This window comes from Mesorhizobium sp. P2_C5_2, assembly GCF_056404535.1.
In genome coordinates, this window is record NZ_JBFUDV010000009.1 from 112,836 (window position 1) to 131,031 (window position 18,196).

The 18,196-nt window shown below is 63.6% G+C and carries 19 protein-coding genes; 11 read left to right on the forward strand and 8 right to left on the reverse strand.

Annotated elements, in window-relative coordinates:
- Positions 1 to 14: 14 nt before the first annotated feature.
- From AC1D1B_RS28075 to AC1D1B_RS28100, 6 genes are all read right to left on the reverse strand, one after another.
- Entirely contained in the window at positions 15 to 671 is a 657-nt protein-coding gene (locus AC1D1B_RS28075) for a hypothetical protein (RefSeq protein ID WP_477336326.1), read from the reverse strand.
- 100 nt (positions 672 to 771) lie between these two features.
- Positions 772 to 2,397 carry a copper resistance CopC/CopD family protein gene (locus AC1D1B_RS28080; RefSeq protein ID WP_477336328.1) on the reverse strand — a complete coding sequence of 542 codons (1,626 nt, stop codon included), beginning with the start codon at positions 2,395 to 2,397 and terminating at the stop codon, positions 772 to 774.
- Between the two features lie 53 nt (positions 2,398 to 2,450).
- Positions 2,451 to 2,969 carry a YcnI family copper-binding membrane protein gene (locus tag AC1D1B_RS28085; RefSeq protein WP_477336330.1) on the reverse strand — a complete coding sequence of 173 codons (519 nt, stop codon included), beginning with the start codon at positions 2,967 to 2,969 and terminating at the stop codon, positions 2,451 to 2,453.
- A 36-nt stretch (positions 2,970 to 3,005) separates the two neighbouring features.
- Positions 3,006 to 3,488, reverse strand: a complete 483-nt coding sequence (locus AC1D1B_RS28090) for a copper chaperone PCu(A)C (RefSeq protein ID WP_477336332.1) — start codon at positions 3,486 to 3,488, stop codon at positions 3,006 to 3,008.
- A 105-nt stretch (positions 3,489 to 3,593) separates the two neighbouring features.
- Positions 3,594 to 3,950, reverse strand: coding sequence for a DUF2946 family protein (locus tag AC1D1B_RS28095; RefSeq protein ID WP_477336334.1), 357 nt, complete (start codon positions 3,948 to 3,950; stop codon positions 3,594 to 3,596).
- Positions 3,951 to 4,166: 216 nt separating this feature from the next.
- A complete protein-coding gene (locus AC1D1B_RS28100; RefSeq protein WP_477336336.1) occupies positions 4,167 to 5,069 on the reverse strand; it encodes a GntR family transcriptional regulator in 903 nt (300 codons plus the stop codon).
- Between the two features lie 260 nt (positions 5,070 to 5,329).
- Here AC1D1B_RS28100 and AC1D1B_RS28105 point away from each other — a divergent pair, with 260 nt between their 5' ends.
- The 6 genes from AC1D1B_RS28105 to AC1D1B_RS28130 all read left to right on the forward strand — a co-directional run bounded on the left by AC1D1B_RS28105 (position 5,330) and on the right by AC1D1B_RS28130 (position 12,940).
- Positions 5,330 to 6,835 carry a UxaA family hydrolase gene (locus AC1D1B_RS28105; RefSeq protein ID WP_477336338.1) on the forward strand — a complete coding sequence of 502 codons (1,506 nt, stop codon included), beginning with the start codon at positions 5,330 to 5,332 and terminating at the stop codon, positions 6,833 to 6,835.
- A gap of 51 nt (positions 6,836 to 6,886) precedes the next feature.
- Positions 6,887 to 7,885, forward strand: a complete 999-nt coding sequence (locus AC1D1B_RS28110) for an aldo/keto reductase (RefSeq protein ID WP_477336340.1) — start codon at positions 6,887 to 6,889, stop codon at positions 7,883 to 7,885.
- A gap of 302 nt (positions 7,886 to 8,187) precedes the next feature.
- Positions 8,188 to 9,180 carry a substrate-binding domain-containing protein gene (locus tag AC1D1B_RS28115; protein WP_477336342.1) on the forward strand — a complete coding sequence of 331 codons (993 nt, stop codon included), beginning with the start codon at positions 8,188 to 8,190 and terminating at the stop codon, positions 9,178 to 9,180.
- A gap of 157 nt (positions 9,181 to 9,337) precedes the next feature.
- Positions 9,338 to 10,891, forward strand: a complete 1,554-nt coding sequence (locus AC1D1B_RS28120) for a sugar ABC transporter ATP-binding protein (RefSeq protein WP_477336344.1) — start codon at positions 9,338 to 9,340, stop codon at positions 10,889 to 10,891.
- Positions 10,888 to 11,853: an ABC transporter permease gene (locus AC1D1B_RS28125; protein ID WP_477336346.1), complete on the forward strand. Its 966-nt coding sequence runs from the start codon at positions 10,888 to 10,890 to the stop codon at positions 11,851 to 11,853. Before AC1D1B_RS28120 ends, AC1D1B_RS28125 begins: the two co-directional genes overlap by 4 nt.
- 70 nt (positions 11,854 to 11,923) lie before the next feature.
- On the forward strand, positions 11,924 to 12,940 hold the full coding sequence (locus AC1D1B_RS28130) for a zinc-binding alcohol dehydrogenase family protein (RefSeq protein WP_477336348.1): 1,017 nt from the start codon (positions 11,924 to 11,926) through the stop codon (positions 12,938 to 12,940).
- Between the two features lie 266 nt (positions 12,941 to 13,206).
- Here the strand turns inward: AC1D1B_RS28130 and phnF are convergent, their stop codons facing one another.
- On the reverse strand, positions 13,207 to 13,956 hold the full coding sequence (phnF, locus tag AC1D1B_RS28135) for a phosphonate metabolism transcriptional regulator PhnF (RefSeq protein WP_477336350.1): 750 nt from the start codon (positions 13,954 to 13,956) through the stop codon (positions 13,207 to 13,209).
- A gap of 119 nt (positions 13,957 to 14,075) precedes the next feature.
- Between phnF and phnG the strand changes: the two genes are divergently transcribed.
- From phnG to AC1D1B_RS28150, 3 genes are read left to right on the forward strand one after another with little or no spacing between them, the layout of a single operon-like run.
- Entirely contained in the window at positions 14,076 to 14,537 is a 462-nt protein-coding gene (phnG, locus tag AC1D1B_RS28140) for a phosphonate C-P lyase system protein PhnG (protein ID WP_477336352.1), read from the forward strand.
- Positions 14,537 to 15,148, forward strand: a complete 612-nt coding sequence (gene phnH / locus AC1D1B_RS28145; protein ID WP_477336354.1) for a phosphonate C-P lyase system protein PhnH — start codon at positions 14,537 to 14,539, stop codon at positions 15,146 to 15,148. The genes phnG and phnH overlap by 1 nt, the downstream gene beginning before the upstream one ends.
- Complete coding sequence (locus AC1D1B_RS28150; RefSeq protein ID WP_477336356.1) at positions 15,149 to 16,261, forward strand: carbon-phosphorus lyase complex subunit; 1,113 nt, start codon at positions 15,149 to 15,151, stop codon at positions 16,259 to 16,261.
- A 2-nt stretch (positions 16,262 to 16,263) separates the two neighbouring features.
- On the opposite strand, the gene AC1D1B_RS28155 is transcribed toward AC1D1B_RS28150, so the two are convergent.
- The gene (locus AC1D1B_RS28155) at positions 16,264 to 16,467 is read right to left on the reverse strand and encodes a hypothetical protein (RefSeq protein WP_477336358.1); all 204 of its coding nucleotides are present in this window, start codon (positions 16,465 to 16,467) and stop codon (positions 16,264 to 16,266) included.
- A gap of 65 nt (positions 16,468 to 16,532) precedes the next feature.
- Between AC1D1B_RS28155 and AC1D1B_RS28160 the strand changes: the two genes are divergently transcribed.
- Positions 16,533 to 17,423 (forward strand): alpha-D-ribose 1-methylphosphonate 5-phosphate C-P-lyase PhnJ, encoded by an 891-nt coding sequence (locus AC1D1B_RS28160; RefSeq protein ID WP_477336360.1) that lies wholly within the window; start codon positions 16,533 to 16,535, stop codon positions 17,421 to 17,423.
- Positions 17,420 to 18,196, forward strand: coding sequence for a phosphonate C-P lyase system protein PhnK (gene phnK, locus AC1D1B_RS28165; RefSeq protein WP_065009749.1), 777 nt, complete (start codon positions 17,420 to 17,422; stop codon positions 18,194 to 18,196). The genes AC1D1B_RS28160 and phnK overlap by 4 nt, the downstream gene beginning before the upstream one ends.

Here is an 18,196-nt window from a genome sequence, read left to right on the forward strand (position 1 = left end):
TGGGTGCTATCCTCTTACCAGGGACGAGGAATGCAGCTCTCCGGGCGGTATGTGGTCAGGACTGCGTCCAAGGCTTTGCTGTATTCGGAAAAGTTTGGAATGAGCCCCAATTTGCTGGCTTGGGCGACGCATCTGTCGCCAACGTTCGAGGAGTTTGCCTGAGAAAGGCAATCTTCCAACTTTGTCATTAAAACCGGAGGAGGAGCCTTGATCGAGCTATAACTGATCGAGCCTGAACGAATGGATACAACCGTGACATCTCCCCTGTTCCATTGAGCAGGGTCAAAGATGTAGTGAAGATTGGGCTTGCCAGGATGTTTTGACGCTGTCGCACCGTAGATCGTCATGACAAGCACATTGGCAAATGACTGATCTCCCCGATCAGCTTTGATATCCGAATCCGAGGCAGGCATCTGAAGCCTTGTTCCAAGCTCAGAGGCAAGCTCTGAAAGGGCTTCGCCATCGCCTTCTCGCGCCATGGGCCAAAGCAGCGCCCACTGCTTTTTACATTGGTCTTTGAAGTAGGAGTCTGCGGCAAATTTCAGACGCTCCTCACGGGTCAAACTCGGCTGCATCAAGCTTGATTTACCTGTGAGATCGCATCCGCAGACAAGAAAAAAGACCAGAAGGCCGCAACATGCTTTCAGTATATACCGGGTTGATACAACCATCTGTGGCACCGTCCCGATCCCGAACATCTCAAAGCATTAGTAACACCAATGAACTGCACAAGGCGACCCGCAACATGTGCGGGAACCGAAAACATAGCCATCACTCAGCGCGAATATCGATAGGCGCCTCGATCTTTACCACCTCGAAATCCGAAACCAGAATATCGAGCCGCGCCGTCCACCGGCCGGGAACCGGGATGACGAGATCGTCGACGCGCCAGGTGCCGTCGCCGGGCTTGGTCGCCGGACGCTTTATCGGCTCGATGCCGGAGTCGGGCTTGGACAGCACCAGCGTCACTTCCTTGGCGTCGAGCGGTCCGAAATCGCCGGTCATGATGACGATGGAGGCAGCGACCTCTCCGGTGTGGCCAGGCGTGATGTCGATGTCGGCCATCGCCTTCAGCGTATGGATATGGGTTGATGTCGGCTGCGCCGCGGCGATCGCCAGCGCCCGTGGCGGCGGCGTGAAGCGCCAGCCGGCGGCAACGCCAAAGATCAACAGCACGATCAGCGTCTCGACTGAGATCGATCGGGTGAGCCGGCGCCGCACTTCCGTCGCACCTGCCTCGGCCGAGGCGGTCAGCCGCCAGCGGTTGACCGCCGCCAGCGTGAATAGAAACACCAACAACGCCAGCTTGATCAGCAACAGCCGGCCATAGGCGGTGTCGACCAGTGCTGCCGGTGTCTGCACCTGGATGATGGCGAGCACGATGCCGGCGGCGGCAAGCACCGCCACCACGGGCATGATCGTGCGTGAAAACCGGCGCAGGAACGTGCCGGCCTCCGCCGACTGGCTGTTCAGCGCCAGACCGAGCGGCAGCAGCGCCCCGGCCCAGAAAGCGATGCCGGCGCCATGCAGGAACACCATCGGCCGCGTCAGCCATTGCGGTTCGGCCGCACTCGCATGGCCGCTGACGGCAAGCGCTGCGCCCACGCCGGCCAGTCCGGCGAGCGCCAGCGGCCGGGCGGTGGCGCGCGGCCCGACCAGCGACAAAAGGCCAAACCCGAGCGCCGCCAGCGCAATCAGCACCGTCCAGCCGAAGCTGGTGCAGAGCCCGGTTTGCCAGACCACCGGTTGCGCCAGCCGCGCAAGCGGCGCGCCCAGAGCATCCAGCCCCTGGAACCCGAGCGACAGCGGTGCGGCGACCAGGCCGCACAGGATGGCGGCAATGACGAAACGCTGGCCTGAGCGCACGCCTTGCGCCAGCCAGACAAGCGCGAAGGCGCCGCCGACGCCGAGGAAAAGGCCGATGTAGAGAAGAACCTTGCCGGTCCAGATCGCCGACCGCAGATCCAGGTCAACGGCGTCCGCCACCGCAGGCGCCGCACTTGGCGCGCCGACGGAAAACAGCACCGAGCCGCCAACCGGATGACCGTCGGCGGAAATCACCCGCCAGCTCAAGACATGCGTGCCCGACCCGAGCTTCTGAGGGTTGTCGATCTCGACCGTCTGCTCGTCGAGGCGAAAGGAGGTCAGCGCGACAGGCGTGCCGTCGGGCCGCACCAGCGTCAGCACCAGCGGCGACACCGGCTCGCTGAAGGTCAGCGAAAATTGCGTAGGCGCTAGCGCCAGCACCGCACCGTCGGCCGGCTCGGCCTTGATCAGCGCCGCATGGGCAAGGGCCGCGTTTGGCGTGGCGAGGACGGCAAGCAGCACGATCGCGGCCAGCAGGCCGAAGCACCTGCCGGTTGTTCGTTCCATCAGCTGGAAATAGGCCACGCTCATGCCACCCACCAAAACAGCGGCGCGCCGCGTCGAAGCAGCGCGCCGCCGATGCATCACTTCTTCGGCAGCAGATTGAGGCCAGGCGCCGGATCTTCCAGCGCATCCTCATCCTGACCCGCCGCAGGAATCTCTATCCAACGAGTCGTGGCGCCATCGCATTCCTGTACCACCGGAAAATAGATCTTTTGACCGGTCGGCAGATCGGCGGCCAGCGTGCCGCGGAAGACGAACTCGTCATAAAATTCATCCGGCAGGCTGCCGCCGCTCCAGTCGACTTCCTTGACGCCCGACGTCACCGCCTCGCCGTAGAGCTGGTAGGATTTCTCGTACTTGCCTTTCTTGACCTGCAGCGTCCAGCCCGGCTTCGGCATCGGCTTCACCGCGATCACCCCTTCCGGGATTTGCACGCGCACGGCAATCGTCGCCTTGCCGTCGCAGCCATGCGGCACCCGCAGCACGGCCTTGTAGGTCGAACCGACCGGCGCTTCCTGGGTTTCAAGCGTGATATGGGCGAAGGCGGCACTCGTCCCCAGGACGAGGCATGCAGCGGCCGGCAAAAGATACTTGTTCATGATGGTCCCTCGAAAAATCGGTTGGCAAATAATTGGTCAGTCGTTGTCTTCCTGGGGCGGCGCGCTGCCGATGGCTTGCACGGCAAACTCGACGGTCACCGTCCCGGCCTTCTCGAAGGTGAGCGTGGCGGCAAACATCTGGCCTTCCCTAGGCGGCTGCTTCAGATCCATGAACATTATGTGGTAGGCGCCGGGACCCAGCGTGACCTTGCCGCCCCCCGGAATTTCCAGGCCGCCACTGACCGGGCGCATGGTCATGATGCCGTCCTTCACCCTCATTTCATGCAGTTCGGCTTTTGCCGAAATGTCGGAGGCAATTGACAGCAGCCGGTCCGGCGCGCTGCCTTTGTTGACAATGGTGAAATAGCCGCCGGCGACCTTGGCGCCGGCCGGCGTGGCGCGCGACCAGGGATGCTCGATCTCGATGTCGCCAGCCTTGAACTCATGCGCAAGGACGCAATGAGCGCCTGTCAACACAAGCGCAAAGGCGAGCGCGGCGGCACGAAGAAAATGGTACATAATAAAGCTCCATGAATATGAGGTCGCGCCGTTGCCCGGCCACGAACTTGTCTGTCATTGGATGATTGTCGCCTGTGCAGGTTACGCGAGGGCGAGCGCCAGTTTTCAGCCCGCAAGCGGCGGCGCGCGCGGATTGGCCGGAGAGCGCTCACGCGTGACGTCGGGATGCCTGACAGAAGCAAGCACAAAGGCGACGGTCTCAAAGGACAGGCTGGCCGGCGCTATGCCGGCGCCGGCCGGCGGCGCATAGGCCACGAAAGCCATGCTGCAGCCGAGCATGCAGCATGCCGGCATGTGCTGCTGGTGCGGATCGCCGCCGGGAAGCTTAACCGCTCCCTCATGGGTGCAGATGACATTGCCGAAGGCGTCGATCTGTGACGCATCCGGCGCAATGCCGAAAGCAAACACGCCGAGCGTCGACTGGAGCAGCAACACACAGGCCGCGACAAACGCGGCCGTCATGCTCCATCTCTTACGCCGGATGTTCAAAGATCTGCCTCTTCACGCAGCGACGGCAGATACCTAGCACGTGCCACGCGGCCGGAAAATCGCCAAATCATCGCTGCGGCAACGCGGCGCGTTCAATGCATGTCGCCCAAAAGTGCGCAGCGGTTTTGGGATAACGACATGCATAGGCAAAGACCTTGAGCACATAGCGTCCCTTCGGACGTCGCTCGCTCAGGAAACCGGGCGGCCGCCAATTTCAGGGATCGAGGTCAGCAGCGTGTTGCGCGCCGACTTGAGATGCTTGCGGCAGGCGGCGTCGACCTTGCCGAGATCGCGCGACTTCAGCGCTGCGATATAGGCGAGATGCTCGCTCACCGCGACTTCATTGCGCTCCCGCTCCTGCGCCTTGTTCCACTGGTAGTGGTAGTGGAAGATCATGGCGATGACGTCGTAGAAATCGACGATGAAGCGGTTGTGCGACGCCCGGTGGATCAGCCGGTGGAAGCGCTCGTCGAGCTCCGAGAATTCGTTGAAGCGGGTGGCGATCTCGCTGGCCAGAAGCCGGTGCTCGTCCTCCAGGCGGTCGAGATCGGCCCAGACCGGACTGTCCTGCGGCAAGGCGGCAAAGGCCGCCGCCGAGCGTATCTCGAACATCTCGCGGATTTCGGTGAGTTCGAGCGCAAAGGCGCGGGTAAAGCCTTTCAGCACCCAATGGCTGTTGCGCCGCTTCTCGATCAGGCCGAAGCGGGAGAATCGGATCAGGAATTCGCGCACGCTGGTGGTGCCGACGCCGATCTCGCGCGCCAGCTCGAGCTCGTTGATCTGCATGCCGGCCTCGGCGCCGCCGGCAAGCAGCCTGCGCATGAACGAGCGCTCGATGATCTGGGCCAGCGTGTCGGTCTCTTCTTCGGGGAAGAAATCGTCCGGCTTCGGTGCCCTGAGCACTGTCTTGCTGCGTTTGTTCCAGGCGATCAGCCCGGTCTCTTCCATGCGCGCCAAGATGGTGCGCACGGTGGTGCGGCTGACACCAAGCAGAGTTCCCAGCTCCGGCTCGGACGGCAGGCTCTGCGTCTCACCGAGCAGCCGCAGACCCCTGTTGTAAGCGTCCTTGTAGACGTTGTTGCTCTTCGACATCCCTGCCCCGTTGCGCGCCGGCGCTTGCTGTGGCTGGCTTGAAGCGCGATATCACACATGTCCTAGCGCATGACCCGGCAAAGCAAAACGCTTTGCGTGCCAGACGCCGCTCCCTGCAACCCAGGCGTCCATCGGACGCTTGGTCTCCTCCTGAAAAAACAATTGACGCACAAATGTTTTTTCCCGATAAAAGACATTATATGTAAACAAACGCGTGTCAATCCGCGCATCCCCCCAGGAACAGACCCAGGAAACTGCCCGTGAACGCCTCGAACAGCATTCTTCTGTCCCCCGCCGACAATGTCGCGGTCGCCAATGGCCGCATCGAGATCGGCACCGCTCTGCCCGGCGGCGCCGTCGCCACGGCCTTGATCGAGCCCGGCCACAAGGTGGCGATCAAGCCTATCGCCACCGGCGAGGCGGTGGTCAAGTATGCCCAGGCCATCGGTCGCGCCACGCAGGACATCGCGCCCGGCGACCATGTCCATTCGCACAATCTGGTTTTTGAGTCCGGCCGCCTGCCGGTGGTGCCGCCGAGCGAGGCCGAGCACGCGACGGAGGCCGATCGCGCCCGCACCTTCATGGGCTACCGCCGCGCCGATGGCCGTGCCGGCACCCGCAACTTCATCGGCATCATTGCCAGCGTCAATTGCTCGGCCACCGTCTGCCACGCCATTGCCGACGAAGCCAATCGCGTGCTGTTGCCGAAATATCCCGGGATCGACGGTTTCGTGCCGATCGTCCATGGCCAGGGCTGCGGCATGAGCGGCACCGGCGACGGCATGATGGTGCTGCACCGGACGCTCGCCGGCTACACCCGCCACCCGAATTTCGGCGGCGCGCTGATGGTCGGTTTGGGCTGCGAGGTCAATCAGCTTACCCTTTACGGCCAGAAGGGTGCGGCGGCGGGAAAACGCCATTTCAACATCCAGGATGCCGGCGGCTCGCGCAAATCGGTGGAAAAGGCCATGGGCGTGCTGGCTGAAATCGCCGAGGAAGTCGGCCAGTTTCAGCGTGAGCCGATCCCGGTCAGCGAGATCGTCGTCGGCCTGCAATGCGGCGGCTCCGACGGCATGTCGGGCATCACAGCCAATCCCGCACTGGGCGCCGCCGTCGACATCCTGGCCGGCGTCGGCGGCATCGGCATCCTGTCCGAGACGACGGAGATCTATGGCGCCGAACATCTGCTCGCCTATCGCGCCGCAACGCCGGAGATCGCCAAGAAGCTCGACGGGTTCGTCAAGTGGTGGGAGGATCACGTCGCCAAGCATGGCGCCTCGATCGACAACAACCCCTCGCCCGGCAACAAGCGTGGCGGCCTGACCACCATTCTGGAGAAGTCGCTAGGCGCCGTCGCCAAGGGCGGCCAGACGCCGCTCAACGGCGTCTTCGGCTATGCCGAGAAGGTCACCGGCAGCGGCCTGGTGTTCATGGACACGCCCGGCTACGACCCGGTCTCGGCAACCGGCCAGGTGGCGGGCGGCGCCAACATCATCGTCTTCACCACCGGCCGCGGTTCCTGCTTCGGCTGCCGGCCGACGCCGTCGATCAAGGTCGCCACCAACTCGACCATGTACCACCAGATGGAAGAGGACATGGACGTCAATTGCGGCGTCATCGCTTCGGGTGAAAAGACCATCGCCGGCATGGGCCGCGAGCTCTTCGAACTGATCGTCGAAACCGCGTCGGGCCGCAAGACCAAGAGCGAGGCGTTCGGCTACGGCGACAACGAGTTCGTGCCGTGGCACCTCGGCGCGACACTGTAAACACCGTCAAGAACAGAGCCGGTCGAAAGAACCGGCAAGGGGAGGCTTTGGATGGACAAACGCCGCATCGGCACGACTGCGCTCGAGGTCACCGAGATAAGCTTCGGCGGGGCGGCGATCGGCGGGCTCTACCGGGCCTGTCCGCGCGAAGCGGCGATGGAGACGCTGCAGACCGCCTGGGAGGCCGGCCTGCGCTATTTCGACACCGCGCCATTCTATGGCTTTGGCCTGTCGGAACGCCGGACCGGCGATTTCCTGCGCTACAAGCCGCGAGACTCCTATGTGCTGTCGACCAAGGTCGGGCGGCTGTTACGCCCGGTACCGGAAGACCAGGTTCCCGATCACTCCTATGTCGACCCGCTGCCTTTCGCGCTCGACTACGACTATTCCTATGACGGCATCATGCGCTCGGTCGAGTTCTCCTATGCGCGGCTCGGGCTGAACCGGATAGACATCCTGTTTGTTCACGACATCGGCACCTACACGCATGGCGTCGAGAAGACGAAGCTGCACTTTCGCCAGCTGATGGATGGCGGTCTGAAGGCGCTGGACGAGCTGAAATCGTCGGGCATCATTTCCGCCTACGGGCTCGGCGTCAACGAGGTGCAAATCTGCCTCGACGTGCTCAGCCGCGCCCCGCTCGACTGTATCCTGCTCGCCAGTCGCTATTCGCTGCTCGACCGCTCGGCCGAAGCCGACCTTTTGCCGCTCTGCCGGCAGCGGCAGACCTCGCTGATCATCGGCGGCGTTTTCAACTCCGGCATCCTGGCGACCGGGCCGGTGAACGGCGCGCATTTCGACTATGTGCCGGCGACGCAGGACATACTCGAGCGCGTCGGCGCGATGGAGAAAATTGCCACCGAGGGTGGCTATTCGCTGGCGGCAGCGGCGTTGCAGTTTCCGCTGCACGAGCCTGTCGTGGCCAGCGTGCTAACCGGAACGGCAAAGCCTGCCAACCTGACACGCAACCTCGACCTGTTCGACATCAAGGTGCCGCAAGCGGAATTCGCCAAATACGCTCCCTACACCATCGTGCAGGAGCTCGGCTGACGAAACGCCACGATCACGCGATCCTCAAGAAAGAATGAACATTCCATATTGACTAGAGAGTGGAATTAATATTCCATGATGATCAAGGAGGATCGGGAGCGTCTGGACGTGGCATTGAGGATCGGCGGGAGGCTTCTTCGCCGAGCCATGCGCAGGCCGATATGAAACACCGCTTGCGTCGGCCGGACCGATGCACTATCAAAAAGCGGCAACTGTTTTTTATTGATAAAGTTCTGTTTGGGCCGCGCCTATCCGAATGGAGCTTCCGTAACCTTCACCGGGCGATCTAGGGAGGATTCCTAATGAAATTCGTGACCAGCATTCTCAACCGCCGCTCACTTGTGGCGCTTGCAGCCGCCTCGATGCTTGCCGGCGCGCTGCACACGGCGCCGGCTTCGGCGGCGGATGTGACCATTCCGATCATCGTCAAGGACACCACGTCCTTCTACTGGCAGATCGTTCTGGCCGGCGCCCGCAAGGCCGGCAAGGATCTCGGCGTCAACGTGCCGGAACTTGGTGCCCAGGCTGAAACCGACGTCAACGGCCAGGTCTCGATCCTTGAGAACGCCGTCGCCGGCAACCCGGCCGCGATCGTCATCGCCCCGACCGAATTCAAGGCGCTCGGCAAGCCGATCGATGAAGCAGCCAGCAAGGTCAAGGTCATCGGCATCGACTCCGGCGCCGACTCCAAGGCCTTCACCTCGTTCCTGACCACTGACAATGTCCAGGGCGGACGCGTCGCCGCCGACGGTCTCGCAGCAGCCATCGGCGCCGCCAATGGCGGCAAGATCGAGGGCGACGTCGCCCTGATCACCAACGCACCGGGCGCCGGTTCGCTGGAGCAGCGCAAGCAGGGCTTCACCGAGCAGCTGGCCGCGAAATATCCGGGCCTCAAGCTCGTCGCCGACAAATATGCCGACGGCCAGGCAACGACCGGTCTCAACATCGCCACCGACCTGATCACCGCCAACCCGAACCTCAAGGGCATCTTCGCGTCCAACCTGATCATGGCGCAGGGCGTCGGTCAGGCTGTCGCTGAAAACAACCTTGGCGGCAAGCTGGCGCTGGTCGGCTTCGACAGCGACGAGAAGCTGATCAAGTTCCTCAATGACGGCGTCATTTCCGCGCTCGTCGTCCAGGACCCCTACCGGATGGGCTATGACGGCATCAAGACCGCGCTCGCCGCCTCGAAGGGCGAGAAGGTCGAAGCCAATGTCGACACCGGCGCCAATCTGGTGACCAAGGCCAACATGAAAGACCCCAAGATCGACGCCTTGCTCAACCCGAAGCTCTGAGCCCGTCAATCCAAATCGTTTCCGGGGCCTCGCGCCCCGGAAACACCGGCCGCCGGCACAAACGGCTTGGCAATATACAGGCTTCGGCTAGGCTGATTTTAGAGGCATCCCTTGCCTCGCCGCGTGCCAATCGTAAGACCAATCTGGGAGGATTGTCATGACGTCCACGGCGCAGGAACTGCACCCGGCCCCGACGCTGGAGCCAGGCAGGACGATCCTCGAACTGCATGGGCTGGAAAAGCGCTATCCCGGCACACATGCGTTGAAGCCGGTGCACCTTGCCTTCAAGGCAGGTGAGATCCACGCCATCGTCGGCGAAAACGGCGCCGGTAAATCCACCCTGATCAAGCTTCTGACCGGCGTCATGCCGCGCACCTCCGGCGATGTCATCTGGGAGGGCAAGCCGGCAGCGCTGGCGACCCCGCATGAAGCGATGGCGCTCGGCATCAACGCCGTGCATCAGGAGGTGGTGCTCTGCCGCCATCTCACCGTCGCCGCCAACATGTTCCTCGGCGAGGAGAATTCCCGCTTCGGCATCCTGCAGCAGCGCGCCATGGTCAAGGAAGCGCAGAAGATCATCGACGGTCTCGGCTTCGACCTGCCGGCGCATGTCATGCTGGGTGACCTCACCATCGGCCAGCAGCAGCTGATCGCCGCCGCCCGCGCCACCGTGCGCGGCACGAAATTCCTCATCTTCGACGAGCCGACCGCCTATCTCACCCGCAAGGAAGCCGACCAGCTGTTCACGCTGATCCGCAGGCTCAAAGGCGAAGGCGTCACCATCATCTATATCAGCCATCGCATGGAAGAGGTGTTCGAACTCGCCGACCGCGTCTCAGTGCTGCGCGACGGCACGCTGGTCGGCACCAGGAACATTGCCGAGACCAACGACGCCGAGCTGGTCAAGATGATGATCAACCGCTCGATCGAGCAGGTCTACCACAAGGAGCATTTCACCCCGGGCGCCGTGATCGTCGAAGCGAAAAGCCTGTCGGGCAAGGGTTTTGAAAATGTCTCGATGACGGTGCGCGCCGGCGAGATCGTCGGGCTCTACGGCTTGATCGGCGCCGGGCGCAGCGAGTTCGTCACCACGCTCTATGGCCGTCATCACAAGTCCGCCGGCCAGGTCCTTTGGGAAGGCAAGCCGGTCCACATCAATTCCGAGCATGACGCGATCAAGCTCGGCATGGCGCTGGCGCCGGAAAGCCGCCGCGACCAGGGCCTGTGCCTGAACCTGCCGGTCGGCCTCAACCTCAATCTGCCGATCTACAAGCGCATCTCCAGCAACCTGCTGATCTCTGGCGCGAAGGAAAAGGCCGAGGCCGATCGCCAGATCGCAGGTCTCCGCATCAAGACGCCGACGCGCGGTGCGCTGGCCTCCAGCCTGTCCGGCGGCAACCAGCAGAAGATCGTCATCGGCAAATGGCTGGCGCACGGCGCCAAGCTGTTCATCTTCGACGAGCCGACGGTCGGCGTCGATGTCGGCACCAAGGCCGAGATCTACCGCCTGTTCGGGGAGCTTCTGTCCAAGGGCGCCGGCATCATCCTGATCTCGTCCTATTTGCCGGAGGTCTATGAACTCGCCGACACGCTGCACGTGTTCCGGCGCGGCAAACTTGTGGCCACACATGGGTTCCGCACCGCCAATCACGAGGACATTCTCACGCAGGCGCTCGCCGAGAAACAAGAAAAGCTGGGAGGACAGATATGAGCACCGAGGCGATTGCAGCCGAAAAGCCGAAACGGAACTACAACGTCCTGTTCGGGTTGACACTTCTGGCGTTGCTGGTTCTGCTCTGGATCGTTCTGTCGGTGGCGACGCCGAGCTTCGCCTCCTCCAACAACATCGCCAACCTTTTGCGCCAGGGTTCGATGATCGCCATCATGGCGGTCGGCCAGACCTTCGTCATCATCACCGGCGGCATCGACCTGTCGGTCGGCGCCGTGGTCGGCTTCGCCACCGTCATCGTTGCCATGATGATCAATGCCGGCTTCCCGATCTGGGTCGCCATTCTGGCGACACTGCTGGTTGGCGTCGCCATCGGCCTGTTCCATGGCTTCGGCATCGTCAAGATGGGCTTGCCGCCTTTCATCATCACGCTGGCGACTCTGACCTCGCTGCGCGGCATCGGCCTGTTGATGACCAACGGCAATTCGATCAACATCAACAGCGATAGCTTCACGGCATTCTCGCGCAACTCCTTTATCGGCATCCCCAATCTGTTCTGGATGGTGATCCTGGTCGGCATTCCGGCCTACATCTTCCTCCACCACAGCCGCTGGGGCCGCTATCTCTTCTCGGTGGGGTCCAATGCCGAGGCCTCGCGCCTGTCCGGCGTCAACGTCCAGCGCACCATCTACATGGCCTACACACTGTCGGGCCTCTGCGCCGCCTTCGTCGGCGTGCTGCTCGCCGCCCGCATCGGCATCGGCAATCCGACCCAGGCCGAGGGCTGGGAACTGCAGGCGATCGCGTCGTCGGTGATCGGCGGCACCTCGCTGTTCGGCGCCGTCGGCTCGGTGCATGGTCCGCTGCTCGGCGCCTTTATCCTGGCCACGATCAACAACGGCGCCAATCTGCTCAACGTCAACTCGTTTTGGCAGCGCATCATCACCGGCGCACTGATCATCATCATCGTCTATTTCGACGGGCTGCGCCGTCGCAGCAAATGAATCCTCCCTGACTTCTGCGCCGGTCCGATCATTCAACGGGCCGGCGCCTTTTTGAACACTGGAATTGCACATGAAAGCCGTCGTTTGCCGCTCACCCGGCGACCTTGTCCTGGAAGACCGCGCCGCACCCGGCGCGCCGCCTGCCGGCTGGGCCTTGGTCGCCGTCAGCCATGTCGGCATCTGCGGCACCGACTACCACATCTTCGAAGGCAAGCACCCGTTCCTCGCCTATCCCCGCATCATGGGCCACGAAGTGTCGGGCACCGTCGTCGAGACCGGCGAAGGGATTGACCTGTCCGTCGGCGAGCCCGTCATCATCAACCCCTATCTCGCTTGCGGCAAATGCATCGCCTGCCGCCAGGGCAAGCCGAATTGCTGTGTCAGGATCGAAGTGCTCGGCGTGCATCGCGACGGCGCCATGGCCGAGCAGATCCTGGTGCCGGCCGAGAATCTTTATCCGGCGAATGGTCTGTCGCTCGCCGATGCCGCGGCGATAGAGTTCCTCGCTATCGGCGCACATGCCGTGCGCCGCGCCCGCGCCGAACCAGGCGCCCGCACACTGGTCATCGGCGCCGGACCGATCGGGCTCGGCGCAGCCCTGTTTGCCCGTATCGCCGGGCTCGATGTCAGCCTGCTCGACATGAGCAGCGAGCGGCTGGATTTTGCCGAAAGCGAACTCGGCTTCGCCACCCTCGACGGCTCACAAAAACCGGCAACGGAGCTGGTGAGCGAGGCAACTGGCGGCGAAGGTTTCGACGTCGTCTTCGACGCCACCGGCAATACTGCTTCCGTGCAGTCGGCCTTCGCCCATGTCGCGCATGGCGGCACGCTGGTTCTGGTCAGCGTCGTCAAGGACGATATCGTCTTTTCCGATCCTGAGTTTCACAAGCGCGAGATGACACTGGTCGGCAGCCGCAACGCGCTCAAAGCCGACTTCGACCACGTCGCCGCCTCCATCCGCAACGGCGCTGTGCCGCTGGCAAAACTTGTCACCCACCGCACCACGCTGGCCGGTACGCCGCACGATCTCGCGCGCTGGGCGCACGAGAAATCTGGGCTGATCAAAGCTGTGATAGAGATCGGATAAGACGTCGTTCCGACACGAATTCGGCGGATCGTTGCGCTCTGAGTCTGCCTTGGCAACTAGCCGAAACATCCCTCGCTTCGTCATCCTATGGCGGAGCAAGGAGCGAAGCGACGCGGCGCAGACCATAGGATCCATGCCGTGACCTCGAAGCGTTGCTTCGGTGCAGAATTCTGCTCCGCTGCGCTCTTCGCCCGAGATCGCGGCATGGATCCTTGGGTCTCCGCGACGGAGCTACGCTCCTGCTTCGCCAAGGATGACGACGTTAGCTACAGCGCAGATAGCTTCAGTTCCACCCGCTCCGCCGGAAACCGCGTTTCGGAAAACTGGATCGGTCGGCCATCCGGCGTGACGTTGACGGCGACCGCGACCAGCACGATGGCCCCCGGCTGCAGGTTGAGGGCGGCAAGGTCGGCGGCATCGGCATGGCGCGCCGACAGAACTGTCGATTGCCTGAGATAATCGTCCACGCCGAAACGCCGGAGCGAGGCGGTGATCGAACCGGTCTCGCCCATCGCGGCATCGATGCCGGCGAAACGCTTGGCCTCGTACCAGCTGGCAGCCCGCGACACTGGCCGTCCGTCGGCTTCGCCGCGCGTCTCCAGCCGGATCACTTCAGTACCCCTCGCAAGGCTGAGCCCCTCGGCGACGCGCTGATTGGCCGGCTCGATCGCGGATGTGAGCAGCACGATATGCCGTTCCGATGTCTGCCCTTGCAGGCCGGTCGAAAACCGCGTGCGGGCTCCGATCGGATAGGACAGCCGCTTGCGCGACAAGACGAAAGTGCCGCGCCCCTGCTCGGCCCTCAGCACCCCGTCCTGCACCAGCGCTGATATGGCGCTGCGCACCGTGTGGCGGTTGACGCCGTAGCGCTCGGCCAGCGTCACTTCGGGCGGCAGAGCGGCATTCTCGGCAAAGTCGCCGGCGGCGATCGAATGCAGGATCTGGTCGGCGATCTGCCGCCATAGCGAGACACCGCTGCGCCGCTCGATGCTGCTCACCATCTGTTGGCCAGCCATTTTTGCCCCCCGATCACACCCATGTCATCCACCCGTCATGGACACGGGTTAGATAATAGGTATAATTTGTATAGTTGTCTATATCACTAGACAAATTTCACACATTCAGGGAGTTACCCATGCGAGGACAGGAAGCCCGCGACCAGGCCGAGCGCAAGGCCGTCATGGCGACGCTGGCGCAGGCGAGCGGCGACGACATCGCCCGGCTCTGGAACGAGGCCGGCCTGACCTCTGAAGCCGAACTTTTGCGCGGGCCGGAAACCGGCCTGGTGACCGTGCGTGGCCGCATCGGCGGCGGCGGCGCGCCGTTCAATGTCGGTGAAACCACGGTCACGCGCGCCACCGTCCGGCTCCCCTCCGGGCAGGTCGGCCACAGTTACACGCTCGGCCGCGACCGTAAGAAGGCGAGGCTCGCGGCAATCGCCGACGCGCTCTGGCAGGACCCGGCGCAGCGCCAGACGGTCGAGGCCGCGCTGGTCGCACCGCTACGCGCCGCCCAAGGCGAGGCGCGCGAAAAACGCCGCGCCGAGACAGCGGCAACGAAAGTGGATTTCTTCACCATGGTGCGCGGAGAAGACTGATGGACATCGCAGCCCAATCGATCGATGGCGGTTTCGCCGATCCGGTGTTCAACGCCCAGACCGTCTTCCGCGCCGTCATGGACGCCATGGCGCGGCCGGGCAGCGTACAGCCTTTGCCGGCCTTCGCCCGCCCGCCGGCGCCGCTGTCGGCCACCGCCGGCGCCATCGCGCTGGCGCTGTGCGACAACGACACCCCGCTCTGGCTCGACCCCGCTCTGCAAGGGTCCGCGGCGGTCAAGTCCTGGCTCGGCTTCCACACAGGCGCGCCGCTCGCCAACACCCCGGCCGATGCGCATTTCGCTGTGATCGCCAACCCGGCGGAGATGGCGGCCCTCGACGGCTTTTCGCAAGGCACGCAGGACTATCCCGACCGGTCGACGACGCTGATCCTGCAGGTCAGCGATCTCGTCTCCGGCGCGCCGCTGCTGCTCGAAGGTCCCGGCATCGAAACCTCTACCACCATCGCGCCGGCACAGATGCCGCGTCATTTCGTCGAACAGTGGAAGCAGAACAGCCAACGCTTTCCACGCGGCGTCGACATCATCCTGGCGGCACCCAACGGTATCGCCTGCCTGCCGCGCACGACACGCATCAAGACGATGGAGGCGTAAATGTATGTCGCGGTAAAAGGCGGCGAAGCCGCAATTGCCAATGCCCACAGCCTGCTCGCCGACCGCCGGCGCGGCGACCGTTCGGTGCCGGCACTGCGCCTCGACCAGATCGTCGAGCAGCTGGCGCTCGGCGTCGACCGGGTGATGAGCGAGGGTTCGCTCTACGACAGCGAACTGGCCGCGCTGGCCATCGTCCAGGCGCGTGGCGACATGATCGAGGCGATCTTCCTGGTCCGCGCCTATCGCACCACGCTGCCGCGCTTCGGCTACAGCAATCCCATCGATACCGGCGCCATGCTGGTCGAGCGGCGCGTGTCGGCGACCTATAAGGACCTGCCGGGTGGCCAGTTGCTTGGACCCACCTTCGACTACACCCACCGGCTACTCGATCCCGAGCTTGCCGCCGGCGCCGACGTCGCCGAACCGCTGCAGCGCGAAACCGAAGCGCAGGCCATGCCGCGCGTCTCGGCGATCCTCGCCCGTGAAGGCCTGATCGAGCCGGATGGTGAGATGCCGCAGGACCATGTTCCCGGCGACATCACCCGCGAGCCGCTGGAATTCCCGATGGCGCGCGACATCCGCCTGCAGGCGCTGTCGCGCGGCGATGAAGGTTTTCTGCTGGCGCTCGGCTATTCGACCCAGCGCGGCTATGCCCGCAACCATCCCTTTGTCGGCGAGGTCCGCATCGGCGAGGTCGAGCTGGAGCTCGACGTGCCGGAACTGCCCTTCGCCGTGCCGCTCGGCTCGGTCCGCGTCACCGAGTGCCAGATGGTCAACCAGTTCAAGGGTTCGGCCAAGGCACCGCCGCAATTCACCCGCGGCTATGGCCTGGTCTTCGGCCAGAGCGAGCGCAAGGCGATGGCCATGGCGCTCTGCGACCGCGCGCTGCGCGCTGCCGAACTGGGAGAGGATGTCGTCGCCGCCGCGCAGGATGAGGAGTTCGTCATCTCGCACTCCGACAATGTCCAGGCGACCGGCTTTGTCGAGCATCTGAAGCTGCCACACTATGTCGACTTCCAGGCCGAACTCGACCTCGTGCGCCGCATGCGCGCCGAGTACGAAGCGCGCGAAAATACCGACGTGCTGGAAGAAAAGAAAGAGGCCGCGGAATGAGCCTAGTCGCCCGACCCGTTATGACCGCCGCCGCCATCATGGGAATGGCCGCCATACCCCCCGCCGTAATTGTCGCTGCCGCCGATGTTCTCGCCATGCGCGCCCTCCCTTGGGGCAGGCAGAACCATTCTTCGAAGAAGAAAAGCGACCACGCCGACGAATGCCAGCAGCAGAATTCCAAGATGCATCCAACCGGTTTGGGTCATCCGATTTCGCCCTTGTTTGCGCGTCCTGGACGCCAATTCGATAGCACAATGTGGATGTGATCGCCATGACCGACATCGCCACCTACAACTTCGCTTATCTCGACGAACAGACCAAAAGGATGATCCGCCGGGCGATCCTCAAGGGCATCGCCATCCCCGGCTATCAGGTTCCGTTCGCGTCGCGTGAAATGCCGATGCCCTATGGCTGGGGCACCGGCGGCGTGCAGGTCACCGCCTCGATCATCGGCCCGGATGATGTGCTGAAGGTCATCGACCAGGGCGCCGACGACACTACCAATGCCGTCTCGATCCGCGCCTTCTTCAAGAAGGTCGCCAATGTCGCCGTCACCACCGACACGGCAACCGCCACGATTATCCAGACCCGCCACCGCATCCCTGAGCATCCGCTCAGCGCCGGCCAAATTCTGGTCTATCAGGTGCCGATCCCCGAGCCGCTGCGCTTCCTCGAGCCGCGCGAGACCGAGACCCGCAAAATGCATGCGCTGGAGGAATATGGCCTCATGCATGTGAAGCTCTATGAGGACATCGCCAAACACGGCCGCATCGCCACAACCTATGCCTATCCGGTCAAGGTCGAGGGCCGCTATGTAATGGACCCGTCGCCGACGCCGAAATTCGACAATCCGAAAATGCACCGCTCACCGGCTTTGCAGCTGTTCGGCGCCGGACGCGAAAAGCGCATTTACGCCGTGCCGCCGTTCACCGATGTCGTCAGCCTCGACTTCGAGGATCATCCGTTCGAGGTGCAGACCTTCGACCAGCCCTGCGCGCTGTGCGCGGCCGAGAATGTCTATCTCGACGAGGTCATCCTCGACGACCATGGCGGCCACATGTTCGTCTGCTCAGACACCGACCATTGCGAGAAGCGGCGTGCCGATGGCCATCGCGGTCACCTTGCTCCCGAAACCTCGGAAACCATGGAGCCGGCGCAATGACCGACGAACCGCTGCTGCGCGTCTCAGCACTGTCCAAATTCTACGGCTCGCGCGTCGGCTGCGAGAACGTCACCTTCGACCTGTGGCCGGGTGAAGTCCTGGCGGTGGTCGGCGAGTCCGGCTCCGGCAAGACGACGCTGCTCAACTGCCTGTCGACGCGGCTGCTGCCAAGCTCCGGCACCGCCAGCTACCGCATGCGCGATGGCCAGTTTCGCGAACTCTACCGCATGAGCGAGGCCGAGCGCCGCTTCCTGATGCGCACCGACTGGGGCTTTGTCCACCAGAACCCCGCCGACGGCCTGCGCATGACGGTATCGGCCGGCGCCAATGTCGGCGAGCGGCTGATGGCGGTCGGCGACCGCCACTACGGCAAGATCCGCGCAACGGCTGTCGACTGGCTGTCGCGCGTCGAGATCGACGAGGACCGTATCGACGACGAGCCGCGCGCCTTTTCCGGCGGCATGCGCCAGCGCCTGCAGATCGCCCGCAACCTCGTCACCGGACCGCGGCTAGTGTTCATGGACGAGCCGACCGGCGGCCTCGACGTCTCGGTGCAGGCACGCCTGCTCGACCTCTTGCGCGGCCTGGTCACCGATCTCGGCCTGGCGGCGATCGTCGTCACCCACGACCTCGCGGTGGCGCGGCTTCTGTCGCAGCGCATGATGGTGATGAAAGATGGACGCGTCGTCGAAAGCGGTCTCACCGACCGCGTCCTCGACGATCCGCGCGCGCCCTACACCCAGCTTCTCGTTTCCTCGATTCTCCAGGTGTGA

Coding starts and splice junctions, on each gene's coding strand:
- AC1D1B_RS28075 (WP_477336326.1), bottom strand. CDS start 671: ATGGTTGTATCAACCCGGTATATACTGAAAGCATGTTGCGGCCTTCTG.
- AC1D1B_RS28080 (WP_477336328.1), bottom strand. CDS start 2,397: ATGAGCGTGGCCTATTTCCAGCTGATGGAACGAACAACCGGCAGGTGC.
- AC1D1B_RS28085 (WP_477336330.1), bottom strand. CDS start 2,969: ATGAACAAGTATCTTTTGCCGGCCGCTGCATGCCTCGTCCTGGGGACG.
- AC1D1B_RS28090 (WP_477336332.1), bottom strand. CDS start 3,488: ATGTACCATTTTCTTCGTGCCGCCGCGCTCGCCTTTGCGCTTGTGTTG.
- AC1D1B_RS28095 (WP_477336334.1), bottom strand. CDS start 3,950: ATGACGGCCGCGTTTGTCGCGGCCTGTGTGTTGCTGCTCCAGTCGACG.
- AC1D1B_RS28100 (WP_477336336.1), bottom strand. CDS start 5,069: ATGTCGAAGAGCAACAACGTCTACAAGGACGCTTACAACAGGGGTCTG.
- AC1D1B_RS28110 (WP_477336340.1), top strand. CDS start 6,887: ATGGACAAACGCCGCATCGGCACGACTGCGCTCGAGGTCACCGAGATA.
- AC1D1B_RS28115 (WP_477336342.1), top strand. CDS start 8,188: ATGAAATTCGTGACCAGCATTCTCAACCGCCGCTCACTTGTGGCGCTT.
- AC1D1B_RS28120 (WP_477336344.1), top strand. CDS start 9,338: ATGACGTCCACGGCGCAGGAACTGCACCCGGCCCCGACGCTGGAGCCA.
- AC1D1B_RS28125 (WP_477336346.1), top strand. CDS start 10,888: ATGAGCACCGAGGCGATTGCAGCCGAAAAGCCGAAACGGAACTACAAC.
- AC1D1B_RS28130 (WP_477336348.1), top strand. CDS start 11,924: ATGAAAGCCGTCGTTTGCCGCTCACCCGGCGACCTTGTCCTGGAAGAC.
- phnF (WP_477336350.1), bottom strand. CDS start 13,956: ATGGCTGGCCAACAGATGGTGAGCAGCATCGAGCGGCGCAGCGGTGTC.
- phnG (WP_477336352.1), top strand. CDS start 14,076: ATGCGAGGACAGGAAGCCCGCGACCAGGCCGAGCGCAAGGCCGTCATG.
- phnH (WP_477336354.1), top strand. CDS start 14,537: ATGGACATCGCAGCCCAATCGATCGATGGCGGTTTCGCCGATCCGGTG.
- AC1D1B_RS28150 (WP_477336356.1), top strand. CDS start 15,149: ATGTATGTCGCGGTAAAAGGCGGCGAAGCCGCAATTGCCAATGCCCAC.
- AC1D1B_RS28155 (WP_477336358.1), bottom strand. CDS start 16,467: ATGACCCAAACCGGTTGGATGCATCTTGGAATTCTGCTGCTGGCATTC.
- AC1D1B_RS28160 (WP_477336360.1), top strand. CDS start 16,533: ATGACCGACATCGCCACCTACAACTTCGCTTATCTCGACGAACAGACC.
- phnK (WP_065009749.1), top strand. CDS start 17,420: ATGACCGACGAACCGCTGCTGCGCGTCTCAGCACTGTCCAAATTCTAC.